Source organism: Microbacterium sp. 69-7 (genome assembly GCF_001897985.1).
Lineage (GTDB): Bacteria > Actinomycetota > Actinomycetes > Actinomycetales > Microbacteriaceae > Microbacterium > Microbacterium laevaniformans.
Genome location: NZ_MKRU01000083.1, coordinates 13,035 through 27,200, shown reverse-complemented (window position 1 = coordinate 27,200; position 14,166 = coordinate 13,035). Strand labels below are relative to the sequence as shown.

Below are 14,166 nucleotides of genomic sequence, written 5' to 3'. Positions count from 1 at the left end.
CTCAGGCGTCGTCTCGGCCGGGGCCGACGCCCCGTCCTGCCCCGACACCGCTCGGTTCTGGCAGGCGGGCCGCGCCGTCGTCGCCGCGAAGCCGTTTGACCACCAGTTCGGCGGAGATCAGGCACATCGGAAGGCCGATGCCCGGCAGCACCGACGTGCCGGCGTAGAACAGTCCGCCGACCTTTCGCGATGCGTTGCGAGGTCGGAAGACGGCGCTCTGAGCAAGAGTGTGCGCGAGCCCCAGAGCACCGCCGCGCCACGCCCCCAGATCGGCTTCGAAGTCGGCCGGCGCGATCGTGCGTCGCACGCGGATGCGGGCCGCGAGGTCCGGGATGCCGGTCCATGCGGCGATCTGGGCGATGACGCGATCCGCGGCTTCCTCGATCAGGGGCGCTCCTTCTCCACCGATCCCACCGCGCCCGAGCGACGGGTCGGCGGGCATCGGAACGAGTACGAACAGGTTCTCGCTGCCGACCGGTGCCACCGTCGGGTCGGTGGCCGACGGGCGGCACACGTAGAGCGAGGCGGGGTCGGGGATCCGCGTGTCACGGCCGAACACGTCGCCGAAGTTCTTCTGCCAGTCGCGGGCGAACAGCAGCGTGTGGTGAGCCAGCTCCGGCAGTTCGCCCTCGACGCCGAGCAGCAGCAGGAGGGCGCCCGGGCCCGGATTGCGCCGTCGCCACCACCGTTGCGGGTAGGTCTGCAACGACGCGGGCAGCATCGTCGTCTCGGTCGCGTGCAGGTCCGCCGAGGAGACGACGATGTCGGCCTCGTGCACCGTTCCGTCGGCCAGGCGGATGCCGATCGCGCGCGCGTCCTGAGTGAGGATCTCCGCCACCGGCGACGACGTGTGCAGCGTGGCGCCCTGGGCCTCGGCGACACGGGCGACGGCCGCGATGACCTCCGTGAAGCCGCCCTGTGGGTAGAGGACCCCTTCGTCCAGATCGAGGTGGCTCATGAGGTGGTACAGGCTCGGTGCGTCGAAGGGTGACGACCCGAGGAAGACGGCCGGATAGCCCAGGATCTGGCGAAGGACGGGATCGGAGAAGCGGCGTGCGACGTGATCGTGGAGCGAGCGGGTGAGCAGGGGGGCGAGGCGGGGGAGCTGGCCGGCGACGGCCGGGGATCGCAGACCCTTGGTGGAGGCGTAGGTGTCGTACAGGAATCGCGACACGGCAAGCTCGTACGCATCGTGCGCCGAGTCGAGGTACTCGTCGAGGCGGGCTCCGGCCCCGGGCTCCCGGCTCTCGAAGAGCTCCCGCGCCTGAGCGCGACCCGACACGACATCGATCGGGGTGCTGGATGCGTCGCCGTCGGGCTCGGGGTAGACACGATAGGCGGGGGTCAGTGGGATGAGATCGAGCTGCTGGGCCGCCGTCGTGCCGCACAGGCGGAAGAAGTGATCGAAGACCTCCGGCATGAGATACCAGCTCGGTCCGGTGTCGAAGCGGAAGCCATCGCTCTCCCACGAGCCCGCGCGCCCGCCCACCTCATCCGCGGCCTCGTGGAGGTCGACCCTCCAGCCGTCGCGCGCGAGCAGGGCGGCGGTCGCGAGCCCGGATATGCCTCCGCCGATGACCAGGGCCGTGCGGCTCATGGGGTGCTCCGTTTCGGGGGGCGGCCGGCGAGGGCGCGAGCCGCGATGGTTGCTTTGACGGGAGTGGGCACCGAGACGCGCACGGTCTCGTCGTCGTCGCGCAGGCGGCGGGCCAGCTCGGCGAACAGCCCGTGTGCGGTCGTCACCGCGCGCCGGCAGTCGACGGGCAGGTCGGCGATCGCCCGGGCCGCGGCATCCAGGTCGGCGTCGATGCGGTCGAGGACGGCGATCCGGTCCCGGTGTCCGTCCTGGAGGCCGAGGTAGTCACGGCCCAGTCGGTTCTCGTCGTCCGCGCGGTCGCGGAGGAAGTTGACGTCCTGGAAGGCGGCGCCGAGGCGGCGGGCGCCCTCGACCAGCGTCGGGTCGGGGCTCAGCGGCGTGCTGCGACCGGCGTTGACGAAGATCTGCAGGCACATCAGACCGACCACCTCCGCCGACCCGTACACGTAGGCGTCGTGCGAGGCGTCGTCATGCTGCGTGCGCGTGAGGTCGGTGCGCATGGAGGCGAAGAAGGGGCGGATGAGATCATGGCCGATCCCGCATTCGCGCGCCGCCAGCGCGAACGCGTGAACGATGAGGTTGGTGCTGAAGCCGCGCGCGACCGCCGCCAGCGTCTCGGCTTCGAGCTCGTCCAGCAGCAGCCGCTGGGTGGGTGCCGGCAGGCCGGTCGCCTCGGCCGCGCCGTCGACGACCTCGTCCGCGACCCGTACGAGTGCGTAGACGCTGCGCACATGCGTGCGCACGCGCGGGCCGAGCAGGCGGCATGCCAGCGCGAACGACGTCGAGTAGGCCGTGATCACGGTCGCGGCCGCGTCCTGCGCGCACCGGTCGTACAGGGATCCACCGCTCACGGGATGCGCCCCTCGATCGTGTTCGCGACTTCGGCCAGCAGCGCGACGGCGGCAGGCGGCAGCGACGGCGACGCGGCCCGCGAGCGGGCTCGGCTGAGGCGATCGTGAATGAGGGCGACCAGGTCGTCGCGTGCGCCGCTGGCCTCGAGTTCGCGCTGTGCGCGCCGCACGGCGATCGGACCCGTATGCGCGACGGCGAGAGCCGAGCTGACCCGCGGCCAAGCAGCGGTGTCGCGCGCGAGCGCGATGAGAGGAGTGCGCTTGGCTTCGCGAAGGTCGGCCCCCGGGTCGCGGCCGGCCTGACGACGTGAGCCGAACGTCCCGATGAGGTCGTCGACCAGTTGGAAGGCGAGCCCGAGGTCGGCCGCGGCGAGCGAGAGCTGCGCGCGGGCGGCATCGGTCGCACCGGCCATCACCGCTCCGGCCAGCAGTGGTGCTTCGAACGAGTAGGCGGCCGTCTTGTCGTGCGCGGCGCCGAGCAGCGCGTCGGTTTCGGGATAGTCCGCGCGGGCAGCGTGCTCGACGTCGGCGAGCTCGCCGGATGCCGAGACGAGGATCGCGTCGTCGATGATCTGAAGCAGGGCGACGCGTGTCGGAGCATCCACGGAGGCGCACGCGACCAGTCGGCTCGCCTCGAACAGCAGGAGATCGCCGGCGAGCACGGCCGCGGCGTCGCCGACGGTCGCCGCCTGGTCGCCCGACGCTCCGAAGGCTTGCGCGCGAGTGCGGAAGCGACCCGCGACGTTCGGGATGCCGCGCCGCTCCAGATCGCGATCGATGAGGTCGTCGTGCACGACGAAGGCGGTGTGCAGAAGTTCGAGGGCGGCGGCGACGTCCCAGACGGCCGCATCGGCGGCGTCGGGCGACCCGCCGAACGCGCGGTACGCCGCGACGACGAGCGCCGGCCGCAGGCGTTTGCCATCCGCGGCGGCCGCGGATGTCGCGGCTGCCAGCGCCCGCGCGCCGTCGCCGAGGGGCGCGGCCCGGCGTTCGAGGCGCTTGAGCGCGCCGCCGATGGCGGCGTCGATACTCTGCCGCGCGTCGTCATCGAGGAGCGTGATCACGACGCTCTCCGCACGCTGGATTCTTCGAAGACGCCGAGCTGCTCGGCCTGGAGCACCAGCCACGGGCTGAAAGCCCAGGGGGTTGCCCGCAGCGAGACGGCGAGATCGGACGGATCGACCCAACGGGCCTCGGCGACCTCGAGCGGGTTCAGGCGCGGTTCGTCGTCGACGAGTGCGGTGTAGACCGGGCAGATCTCGTGCTCGACGATGCCGCTCGCATCGACCGCGCGGTAGCGGAAGAGCGGCAGGGCGATCTGCACGTCGCGCAGGGCGACACCGAGCTCCTGCTCCGCGCGGCGGTGCACCGCGTCGATCACCGGTTCTGCCGGTCGCGGGTGTCCACAGAAGGAGTTGCTCCACACTCCGGGCCACGTCTTCTTGTCGAGTGCCCGGCGTGTGACCAGCGTCTCGCCGCGCGAGTTGTACACGTGGCAGGAGAACGCGAGGTGAAGTGCGGTATCGGTGCCGTGGACGCTCGCCTTGGGCGCCGTGCCGATCTCATCCCCGTTGTCGTCGAGCAGGACCACGTATTCTGTCGGGGACACGAGCTTCTCCTTATTGCTAGTTTAGCTAGCTATTTTAAGGGATACTACCTTTCGAGTGAGGGGGGTGTCCAGCGTGACAGACCGATGGATCCCGACGACCGACCGCGACCAGCTTGTGCGCGACGCGCTCGTCGCCGTGCGCTCCTTCAGCGATTCTATGGACCGCATGCACGGCGTGCTGCGCAGCGACATGGACATGAACGGATCCGATCTGGCGGCGCTGCGCATGCTGATCGTGCGAGAGCAGCGGGGTGAGTGGGTGTCGCCCCATGAGATCGCGAGACACCTCGCGATCTCGACGGCCTCGACGACGAAGCTTCTCGATCGCCTCGCCGAGCGCGGGCATATCGAGCGCCGGCCTCACCCCGCCGACCGACGCGCTCGCATCGTCGTGCTCACCGACCGCGCCCGCAGTGACTTCTTTCATCACCTGGGCGCGCGCATGGTGAAGATGCGCGATGTGATGAACGCCTACACCGACGACGAGCTGCGTGTCGTCGCGCGCTTCCTCGACGACATGGACGACGCGATGGTCGACTGAGTCGCGCGTCGGGCTCACAAACGAAGAAGGCGTCCCGATCGGGACGCCTTCTTCGTTGACCGGATGACACATCCGATCGATTGGTTGCGGGGACAGGATTTGAACCTGCGACCTCTGGGTTATGAGCCCAGCGAGCTACCGAGCTGCTCCACCCCGCGGCACAAGGAATAGCCTAACACGGGTTTCGCGTGCCGGAGTACACGGGCGGGCACGGCCGGTCGTTGCTCCCGACGCGGTGGTCGGGGAGGATGGGACGAACGCCCGCCCGCCCTTCGAGAGGACACCACCGATGAGAACGGATGCCGTGGGTGTCGCCGTCGCCCAGTTCGCGCCCACGGCGGACAAAGCCGACAACCTCCGCGTCATCGACGAGCTGAGCGGCGTGGCCGCCGCTCGTGGCGCCGCGGTGGTGCTCTTCCCCGAGTACGCGAGCTACTTCGTCGATCCGTTCGATGCGACGCTCGCTGCCAACGCGGAGGACCTGGACGGAGCATTCGTCGCAGGGCTGACGGAGATCGCGGCACATCGCGGTGTCGTGGTGGTCGCAGGCCTCGTCGAACGCGGCGCGGCCGACCGCGTGCGAAACACGGTGGTTGCCGTGGACGCTGCGGGAGTGCGGGCCGTCTCGCGCAAGCTTCACCTCTACGACGCATTCGGACAGCGAGAGTCCGATTGGGTCGAACCGGCACCGGTCAGCGCTCCCGAGACCTTCGACGTGGGCGGTCTGACGATGGCGCTCATGACCTGCTACGACCTGCGCTTTCCGGAGGTGGGGCGCGTGCTCGCCGACGCGGGCGCCCACGTGATCCTGGTGGCTGCGGAATGGGTCAGGGGGCCGCTGAAGGAGCAGCACTGGCGGACGCTTCTGCACGCGCGCGCCATTGAGAACACCCTGTATGTCGCCGGCGCCGATCACCCGCCGCCGCTGGGCGTGGGCGCATCGGTGGTCGTGGACCCTCAGGGCGTCGAGATCGCCGGGATCGGAACGGCGACGGATGTCGCCGTCGGTTTTGCGGATGCCGGCACCATCGACCGTGTCCGGCGCGTCAACCCGGCTCTGCAGTTGCGCCGGTTCACGGTCGCGCCGCGCTGATCAGCGCGAGACGGCGGCTTGCCTCGGCGATGACCTCCATCCGCTTGCACGCGGCGAAGCGCACCAGCGTCGCGTAGTCGCGGCGGCGTTCAGGAGCGACGAAGGCCGTGAGCGGAATGGCCACGACACCCGCGCGTGCCGGCAGCTCGCGGCAGAACTGGGCCGCGTCGATTCCCGGTTCCATCAGCGCCGCGGCATCCGCCACCGTGAAGTACGAACCGGCTGGCGTCGACACCGTGAACCCGGCGGCGTTCAGCCCTTCGGCGAGTCGGTCGCGTTTTGCCCGCAGCGTGGCCGCAATGCCGGCGAACACCGCGTCGGGAAGCCCGAGCCCGACGGCGATGGCGTCCTGGAACGGGGTTGCACACACGTAGGTGAGGAACTGCTTGACCGCCAGGACGGCATCGATCAGATCGGCGGGACCGGTGATCCACCCGATCTTCCATCCCGTCGTGGAGAACGTCTTGCCCGCGGAGGAGATCGACAGGGTGCGTTCGGCGGCGGCCTGATACGTCGCGATCGGAACATGGGCGCCGTCGAAGACGAGGTGCTCGTACACCTCGTCCGTCACGATGAGAGCGTCGTGGCGCTCGGCGAGTCGGACGATCTCCGCCCGGACATCGGCGGAGAAGACGGCGCCGGTCGGATTATGCGGATCGTTCACCAGGATGATCCGTGTGCGGTCGGTCACGGCGGCCGCCAGATCGTCGAGGTCGGGCTGGAAGTCGGGCCAGTGCAGTGGCACGGTGACCAGTCGCGCGCCGGCCAGCGCCACGGCGGCGGCGTACGCGTCGTAGTAGGGCTCGAAAACGACGACCTCGTCGTCGGGCGAGTCGATCAGGGCGAGGAGTGTCGCGGCCAGGGCCTCGGTCGCTCCGGCGGTCGTCACGACCTCGCGGTCGGGATCAAGACTCACCCCGTAGAAGCGCTCCTGATGCGCCGCGATAGCCCGCAGCAGCGCCGGGACACCGCGACCGGGCGCGTACTGGTTGCGCCCGTCCGCGATGGCTGCACGGGCGGCATCGATCACCGCGGCGGGTCCGTCCTCATCGGGAAAGCCCTGGCCGAGGTTGATCGCCCCCGATTGTGCGGCCAGAGCACTCATCTCCGCGAAGATCGTCGGCGCAGCGGCACCTTCTGCCGACAGCAATCCCGCCCCCTGTGCCGTACGGCGCCACGCGCCGGGAATCTCTCGCATCGCGCTCAGGCTACATGCATAGGCTGGGCGAGGTGCCGGCATAAGCAACACACAGAATCGCGCGACATCCTGGTCAGGTCTTGGGAAGAAGGAAGCACACATGAGCGAGAACACCCCCACCAACAGCGAACCGCAGGATGACGCCGTGCAGGGCATCGACGCCGCACAGCAGGGCGAGACCGTGCCGGAGCGTCCGCCGCTGCCCGAGCAGTCGGCCACGCACGCGGCCCAGAGCTCACCGGAAGCAGCCCCGACGGCGCCTCCCGCGCCCGTCGGCGCGCCGGAGCACAACGCCGGTTACGCCGCGCAGGCGCCCTACACGGCCCCGACCGCGCCGTCCGCTCACGCGACGAGCCCTCAGGCTCCCCACACCGCGTACCCGGCCCCGTCCTACTCCGGCGCGGCATTCGGCACCTCCGCCTTCGGCGCGCAGCCCACCGCCGCGTACCCGGCTGCGACCACGAGGCCCGAACACGCGCCGTCCGCAAAGCTCGGCGCCGGAAAGATCGTCGGCATCATGGTCGCCGCGGCGCTCGTCGGCGGTGCGGCCGGCATCGGCGGCGCGGCGGCGGGGGCGTCGTTCCTGCCGCAGTCGCAGACGGTGGTCAACGGAGCCCCGTCCACGGTCACGGTGAACAACACGGCGTCGGTCAACCAGACGACGGCGATCGCCGCGAAGGTCGTCCCGAGCGTGGTCACGATCTCGGCGACGGCCGGTTCCTCGGGCGGCACCGGATCCGGCGTCGTGCTCACCTCCGACGGGTACGTGGTGACGAACACGCACGTCGTCACCCTCGACGGTCAGTCCGGCGATGCCAAGTTGTCGGTCACCGCATCCGACGGCAAGGTGTACGCGGCGACCATCGTCGGCACCGATCCGACCTACGATCTCGCGGTGATCAAGCTCACCGACGCATCGGGACTGACGCCGATCGAGTTCGGCGATTCGTCCAAGCTCAACGTCGGCGACGCGACGGTCGCCGTCGGTGCGCCACTGGGGCTGTCGAACACGGTGACCACCGGCATCGTCAGCGCGCTCAACCGATCCATCCAGATCGCCTCGTCGGCGGCGCCGAAGGGCGACACGCAGGACCAGACCCCGCAGCAGGGCGACGGCAACGGTTCGCCGTTCCAGTTCGACTTCGGTCAGGGGCGGCAGCAGGCCACTCCGCAGAGCTCCATTTCGATCGCGGTGATCCAGACGGATGCCGCGATCAACCCCGGCAACTCCGGCGGCGCTCTCGTGGACGGCAACGGCAAACTGATCGGCATCAACGTCGCCATCGCCTCGGCCGGCGGCTCGAGCTCGAGCGGCCAGTCCGGCTCGATCGGTGTCGGCTTCTCGATCGAGTCCGACATCGTCAAGCGCATCACCGACGACCTGATCAAGAACGGCATCGCCACTCATGGTCTGCTCGGCGCGGGGGTGCGTGATGCCGCCACGCAGGAGGGCGCGACGACCGCCGGAGCGTACATCGCGGAGGTGACCTCGGGCGGTGCCGCTGCCGCCGCGGGCCTGCGCAAGGGCGACGTCGTGACGTCCTTCAACGGCGTTCCGATCACCAACGCCACCGACCTCACGGCTCAGGTCCGCGCGCTCGCCGCCGGGTCGAAGGCGACCATCGTCTACGACCGTGGCGGAAAGACCGCCTCCGCCGAGGTCACGCTGGGCCAGCTTCAGCAGTAGCGATGCTCACCGCCCGCAGACACCGGGCGACACCGAAGGCCACCGTGCGAGTTCTTCGCGCGGTGGTCTTCGTCGTCGGATGCGAGGGCTGCGGAGTCAGTGGGCGAGCAGACGCTCGATCGCCGACAGCGGGATCGCGAGCCACGCGGGTCGGTGCCGCGCCTCGTAGATGGCCTCGTAGACCGCTTTGTCGAGTTCGAGCGCGTTGAGCAGAGTCACCGCGGGCGCGCCGCCGGTGTCGGCATAGCCGGCGAGGAAGGCGGCGCGCGCCGCGCGGGCCCAGGCCTCGGCATCCTCGTCGACGGCAGCGTCGTGCTGCTGCGGAGCACGCTGCAGACGCAGAGAGCCCGCGACGTAGTCGAACGACCGCAGCATCCCGGCGATGTCGCGAAGGGCGAGATCCGGCGCTCGGCGCTCGGCGATCGGCCGCATCGGTTCGCCCTCGAAGTCGAGCAGCATCCAGCCCCGTGTCGGCGAGTGCAGCACCTGGCCGAGGTGGTAATCGCCATGCACACGCTGCAAGGCCGGCCACGCGGAGGCCGCGGCGGCAGCGTAGATACGGGAGATGGCCGCCTCGTGCGCGGCGAGGGCGGGAACTTCCACCATCGCGATGGAGAGTCGCCGCCGCCACGCTGTGCTGATCGCGTGGCGGGCGGCGTCGTCGGCAGACGGGGTGGGGAACAGACGGGCGAGATCGCGATGGACGGCGGCGGTGACCTGGCCGAGGGAGGCGGCTTCGGATGTGAAGTCGGTGTTGACCGCCGCCGCAGCCAACGCCACCCGCCATGCGTCGTCGACGTCGGGCAGGAACTCCTGCGCGAACGCAAGCGAGCCTTGCTGCACGTCGCGACCCTGCGCCATCGTCCAGCGCCCGTCGAGATGGCCGACGACGGGCGGAACGTGGCGACTGCCCGCAGCGGCGAGGGCGGACTGCAGTTCGATGTCCGGGTTGATGCCCGGATGCAGTCGCCGGAACACCTTGCAGATCGTGGGGGCGGCCTGATGCGGACGGAAGATGATCGAGGTGTTCGACTGCTCGCCGACCAGCACCTGGGAGGGGCCATCCAGATCGCTGCGCCCGAGTTCGGCGAGCAGCGCAGAAGCGAACGCGTGATCGTGGGGTCCGTCGATGACCGCGCGACCGTCCTGGAGCGCGATCGTCCACGGCCCGGTGACCTCGGCGGGACGTGTCACGAGAGGGACCTGATAGACGACGGCATTCTCGTCGTCACCGTCGGCGACGATCACGACGCGCACGGCGACATCCGCGTCGCGGCTCGTCAGCTCGCGCTGGTCGAGAAGACGCAGGCGGGGGGAGCGGCCGGTGGGCGAGTACCACCGCTGCTGCGGCATCCACGTAGCCAGGTGCCCCAGCGTCGTCTGCATGCGTCGAGGCTAGTCAGCCGGTCACGGGCTGTCGAGGTCGACGGATTCGTCATCCCCGTCGCGGTCGGCGTCCGCGGACGGCGCCGCGTGAGGAAGGAAGGTCTCCACCGGAACCGAGATCGCGACGCCCGCCGCGCCGAACACGCCGAGATCGTCGACCGGCGGCGGCAGCACCTCCGCGGGCTGTGGCTGGTCCGGGGGGTCTGCGGGAAGCCCGCCCCACTGCGACGGATCCTCGGGCCGGCTCTGGAAGATACCCATGGGCCCATTGTGCGCGACGCGCCTCTGACGCGCTCCCGCCGCGCGCAGGATCACTCGGTCTCGTGGGTCGCGGCATCCTCGCCGGGCGCTGTGGGGGACCGATGCGTGTTGCGGCGCGGGATGAGACCGGCGACCGTGGTCGCCGCCGATCGCCCCCGGACGCCGATGGCGCTGCCGGTGCGTCGAACGAGGCCGAACGCGGTGCGCTCCACTCGCGTCGCGCCGGGTCGCGGCTCGAGTTCTGCGGGGTACTGCAGCGGTGCCACCCCGAAGGCGCGGCGGGATCCGACGACGACGCGTCGCCCGAGCAGGTGGTTTCCGGTGCCACCGACGGCGGCGCCGATGCCGAAGGGGAGCGCTTTGCCGATGACGGAGGCGCTGCCCTTAGCGGCGAACTGACGGATGAACGCCGACTTCAGCCGGTCGACGAGAGGACCCACCGCGGCTCGAGGCAGCGACTTCGTGACGAGCTCACCCCAGTACGCGGGCCGAGACGCGCCGGAGCCGGCGATCTGCCGGCCGAGCTGGGCGACGAGATCGACGCCCTCCTTGCCGAGCATGAGCGTCAGCACGAGAGCGCGTGCGCGGTCGGGGTTCTCCACGCGGATGCCGTGCAGCTCCGCCAGCGACTGCGCGAACAGCGCCGTGGCCTCGAGGAAGCCCACCGTCTCGACGCCGGACAGTGCGAGGGTCATGCCGGTGCCGATGCCGGGCACCACGGCGGTGGCCCCCACGGCTGCGCCGCCGGTGGTCACCGCGGCGAGGTAGCGGCGTTCGAGCATGCGGACGATGTCGCTGGTCGAAGCGTCGGGGTGACGCAGGCGGATGCTGCGCAGATGTGCGATCACGGCGGGACGCTGAACCTGAAGGACCCGGTCGAGTGCGCGAATGGTCCGGGGGTGCTCGGGGGACCCCTCCGGGGGCAGGCCGCCGGCCCACGGCGCGTCATCGGGGAGCGTGTGGATGCGGGGAATCTTGGCCATGACGGCACGATCCTATGGACGGCCGCTGAAGAGCGGCTGAGCGTTGACGCGGGTGTGTGGACGATCGGGGCGATCGTCGGGTCGGCTTGCTAGGTTTGACGGGTGAGCGCCCCCCATCCGACCCCCGCGGACGACGACGACGGCGTGCACGCACTGCCGCCGCTGCCTGTCGTGCCCGCCGCCGAGGCGGCAGCTCAGCTCGATCGCCGCGACGGCGGGCGCGAAGACGAACCGGTCGCGCCGCCGCGACCGCGCCGGCCCGCGGCCACGCCCGCCGCCAAACGCGCGCCCCGGCCTCGTAAGCCGAAGGCGACGCCGCCGCCGCCGGATGTGCCGCCGGCAGTGGCGGCCGCACGATTCGAGGCCGCCGCCCCGCTGTCATCGATCGAGCCGGATGAACTCCCGCCGAGGCCTGCCGCAGGGGACACCACCGCCGTGAGCGGTGCGGAGACGACGGCCGTGGAGATTTCGCCCGTCGAGCGAGAGCCCCAAACGGAGCAGCCGGAGCCCGCCGTCGAGGTCGAAGTCGACGTCGAGCACGAGGGCGATGCTGTCGCAGTGACCGAGGCGGCTGTGAGCGTCGAGGACGAGCCGGTGGGTGCGGACGACGTCCAGGCCGCACCTCAGGTTTCGCCCGAAGTCGAGGCTGACGTCGAGTCCCTCGTGGACCCGGAGCCTCTGCCCGATCCGGACGACGCGGCATCCCCGCTCGCGGAGATCCTCGCCGTCACGGCGTCGTCGACGGCGGACGACGAACGCCCAGTCGACGAGTCCGTCGCGGACGAGCAGGTCGACGCGGTCCGCCTCAGCGGCGTGACGAAGACCTTCGGTGCGACCGTCGCGGTCGACGCGATCGACCTCCGGATCGCCGCCGGTACGTTCTACGGGATCGTGGGGCCCAACGGGGCGGGCAAGACGACGACGCTGTCGATGATCGCGGGTCTGCTCCGCCCCGACAGTGGCGAGATTCGCATCGCAGGTGTCGACCTGGCCTCCGCGCCGCGTCAGGCGAAGCAGAAGATGGGCATCCTCCCCGATCGGCTGCGCACCTTCGACCGGCTGACCGGTCGACAGCTGCTCCACTATTACGGCGTGCTGCGAGGGCTGCGGTCGGCGGTCGTGGAGAGTCGCACGGCCGAGCTGGCGCGGGCGTTCGATCTCACCGATGCCCTGTCCCGACCTGTGTCGGACTATTCGGCCGGCATGACGAAGAAGATCATGCTCGCCGGCGCGATGATCCACTCACCGCGCGTCCTGGTGCTGGACGAACCGTTCGAGTCGGTCGACCCGGTCTCGTCCGCCGTCGTCCTCGACATCCTGTCCGCCTACGTCGCGCACGGCGGCACGGTGGTGCTCTCCAGTCACGGGATGGAGCTCGTGGAGCGCGTCTGCTCCGGACTCGCAGTGATCGTCGGAGGCCGCGTGCTCGCCGAGGGGACCGTCGACGAGGTGCGAGGGGAGCTCACTCTCGAACAGCGCTTCATCGAGCTGTCCGGCGGCATCAGCGATGCGGAGGGCCTCGAGTGGTTGCACACGTTCTCCGACTGAGGCTCGACCTCCTCCTCGGCGCTCTGCGCGGAGGTCGACGCCAGACCGTGCGCACCCTGGTCGGCGGCGCGGTGATCGCGGTGGTCGTGGTGGCGGTGTGCATCGCCGCATGGCGCCTGCACGCCTCCTCGGAGGATGCGGCTTTCGCGGTGACGATCGTCGCGGCATCCGCCCTCACTCTCGGGTTCTTCGTGACAGTGCTGGTGGGCGGCGTGGACGACCAGCTCGACCCGCGACGATTCGCCATGGTCGGAGCCTCGCCCCGCGAGATCGCCGGGGTGACGCTGCTGGCCAGCGCGATCAGCGTGCCGGCGCTCGCCCTGATCGTCGTCGCGGTGGCGTTGAGCGCGCTGTGGACCGATCGCGGAGCTCCGGTGTGGGCGTCCATCGTCTCCGCCGTGTTGGGTGTGCTCACCTGCCTGCTGCTCGCGAAGATCGGCCTCGCCCTGGCGAGCATGGTCCGCGATCGCCGCTCGAGAGAGCTGACGGGCGTGTTCCTCATCGCCCTGATCGTCGTCGTCGTTCCCGTCGTCGTCTTCCTTGCGTCCCTGCAGTGGACGCAAGGAGTCCCGTCCGCCCTCGTCGCGGCCGTCGACCTGCTCGCGCTCACGCCTCTGGGTGCCGCCTGGGCGCTTCCCGAACGCGCGCTGAGCGGCGGCGCCGCCGCCCCCGCCGTGATCGCGGTGCTGTCGGTCGCGGTGCTTGCAGCGCTGTGGTTCTGGCTCGTCGACCGGCTGATGACGACGACGGAGCGCCCGGGGGCCGCACGTCAGCGACGCGGGCTCGGCTGGTTCGATCTGACCGGCGGCACGGCTGCCGGCGGCATCGCGGCGCGCAGCATCATCTACTGGTTCCGCGATCCGCGATATCTGGTCAACATGATCATCGTGCCGATCGCGTCGGCCCTGACGATCATCCCGCTCCTGCTGGTCGGCGTGCCTTTCGAGTTCGCGGTGCTGCTACCGGCGCCGCTGATCGCACTCTTCCTGGGATGGCTGCCGCACAACGACCTCGCTTACGACTCCACGGCCTTGTGGATGCACATCGCGGGGGCCGTGCGCGGTGCGGCCGACCGGGCCGGACGTCTCGTGCCGATCGCGGTCGTCGGCGTGGTCCTGTTGGCGGTAGCGGTGCCGGTGACGATCTCCCTGCACGGCCGTTGGGCGATGCTCCCCGCGATGGCGGGCGTGTGCGCCAGCCTCTTCCTGGGCGGTCTCGGATTGTCCTCGCTCACCTCGGTCATCGCCCCCTACGCCGTCTCCCGGCCGGGCGACAGTCCGTTTCAGCAGCCGCAGCGCACGGGCGGCGGACTCTCGCAGGCGGTGGTCATGTTCGGTGCGGTGCTCCTCAGCGTTCCGGCGTTGTGGTGGGCCTGGCTCGCGTTGACGGTGGACGAGAGCTGGGCGTGGACC

The 14,166-nt window shown here is 70.5% G+C and carries 13 protein-coding genes and 1 tRNA gene; 5 read left to right on the top strand and 9 right to left on the bottom strand.

The features are described 5' to 3' along the window. Position 1 precedes the first annotated feature (1 nt). The 4 genes from crtI to idi are packed head-to-tail and all read right to left on the bottom strand — an operon-like array spanning position 2 to position 4,057. Entirely contained in the window at positions 2–1,597 is a 1,596-nt protein-coding gene (gene crtI / locus BGN98_RS07780; RefSeq protein ID WP_061683054.1) for a phytoene desaturase family protein, read from the bottom strand. Further along, on the bottom strand, positions 1,594–2,448 hold the full coding sequence (locus tag BGN98_RS07775; RefSeq protein ID WP_005053613.1) for a phytoene/squalene synthase family protein: 855 nt from the start codon (positions 2,446–2,448) through the stop codon (positions 1,594–1,596). Before BGN98_RS07775 ends, crtI begins: the two co-directional genes overlap by 4 nt. After that, positions 2,445–3,512, bottom strand: coding sequence for a polyprenyl synthetase family protein (locus tag BGN98_RS07770; RefSeq protein ID WP_005053610.1), 1,068 nt, complete (start codon positions 3,510–3,512; stop codon positions 2,445–2,447). The genes BGN98_RS07775 and BGN98_RS07770 overlap by 4 nt, the downstream gene beginning before the upstream one ends. Beyond that, the gene (gene idi, locus BGN98_RS07765) at positions 3,509–4,057 is read right to left on the bottom strand and encodes an isopentenyl-diphosphate Delta-isomerase (RefSeq protein WP_061683052.1); all 549 of its coding nucleotides are present in this window, start codon (positions 4,055–4,057) and stop codon (positions 3,509–3,511) included. The genes BGN98_RS07770 and idi overlap by 4 nt, the downstream gene beginning before the upstream one ends. Before the next feature lie 73 nt (positions 4,058–4,130). Between idi and BGN98_RS07760 the strand changes: the two genes are divergently transcribed. Continuing rightward, positions 4,131–4,598, top strand: a complete 468-nt coding sequence (locus BGN98_RS07760) for a MarR family winged helix-turn-helix transcriptional regulator (protein WP_005053606.1) — start codon at positions 4,131–4,133, stop codon at positions 4,596–4,598. Between the two features lie 81 nt (positions 4,599–4,679). Here BGN98_RS07760 and BGN98_RS07755 read toward each other — a convergent pair. Continuing rightward, positions 4,680–4,756 (bottom strand) — tRNA-Met (locus BGN98_RS07755). 131 nt (positions 4,757–4,887) lie between these two features. Between BGN98_RS07755 and BGN98_RS07750 the strand changes: the two genes are divergently transcribed. Then, positions 4,888–5,691, top strand: coding sequence for a carbon-nitrogen hydrolase family protein (locus BGN98_RS07750; protein ID WP_005053604.1), 804 nt, complete (start codon positions 4,888–4,890; stop codon positions 5,689–5,691). Here the strand turns inward: BGN98_RS07750 and BGN98_RS07745 are convergent. Then, complete coding sequence (locus tag BGN98_RS07745) at positions 5,672–6,889, bottom strand: aminotransferase class I/II-fold pyridoxal phosphate-dependent enzyme (RefSeq protein WP_005053603.1); 1,218 nt, start codon at positions 6,887–6,889, stop codon at positions 5,672–5,674. The two genes, BGN98_RS07750 and BGN98_RS07745, sit on opposite strands and share 20 nt — an antisense overlap. Before the next feature lie 100 nt (positions 6,890–6,989). Between BGN98_RS07745 and BGN98_RS07740 the strand changes: the two genes are divergently transcribed. Continuing rightward, a complete protein-coding gene (locus BGN98_RS07740; RefSeq protein WP_288120630.1) occupies positions 6,990–8,576 on the top strand; it encodes a trypsin-like peptidase domain-containing protein in 1,587 nt (528 codons plus the stop codon). A gap of 96 nt (positions 8,577–8,672) precedes the next feature. On the opposite strand, the gene BGN98_RS07735 is transcribed toward BGN98_RS07740, so the two are convergent. Genes BGN98_RS07735 through BGN98_RS07725 form a run of 3 tightly spaced genes read right to left on the bottom strand, consistent with a single transcriptional unit; the run spans position 8,673 to position 11,206 of the window. Beyond that, positions 8,673–9,962 carry a maltokinase N-terminal cap-like domain-containing protein gene (locus BGN98_RS07735; protein ID WP_061681166.1) on the bottom strand — a complete coding sequence of 430 codons (1,290 nt, stop codon included), beginning with the start codon at positions 9,960–9,962 and terminating at the stop codon, positions 8,673–8,675. Between the two features lie 21 nt (positions 9,963–9,983). After that, a complete protein-coding gene (locus BGN98_RS07730) occupies positions 9,984–10,223 on the bottom strand; it encodes a hypothetical protein (RefSeq protein ID WP_231860768.1) in 240 nt (79 codons plus the stop codon). Between the two features lie 50 nt (positions 10,224–10,273). Next, a complete protein-coding gene (locus tag BGN98_RS07725) occupies positions 10,274–11,206 on the bottom strand; it encodes a hypothetical protein (RefSeq protein ID WP_061681170.1) in 933 nt (310 codons plus the stop codon). Positions 11,207–11,308: 102 nt separating this feature from the next. On the opposite strand from BGN98_RS07725, the gene BGN98_RS07720 reads away from it, so the two are divergent. Both BGN98_RS07720 and BGN98_RS07715 read left to right on the top strand, forming a co-directional pair. Next, the gene (locus BGN98_RS07720; RefSeq protein WP_061681172.1) at positions 11,309–12,754 is read left to right on the top strand and encodes an ABC transporter ATP-binding protein; all 1,446 of its coding nucleotides are present in this window, start codon (positions 11,309–11,311) and stop codon (positions 12,752–12,754) included. 47 nt (positions 12,755–12,801) lie between these two features. Next, positions 12,802–14,166: hypothetical protein (locus BGN98_RS07715; protein ID WP_288120626.1), on the top strand; the 1,365-nt coding region annotated here is incomplete at its 3' end.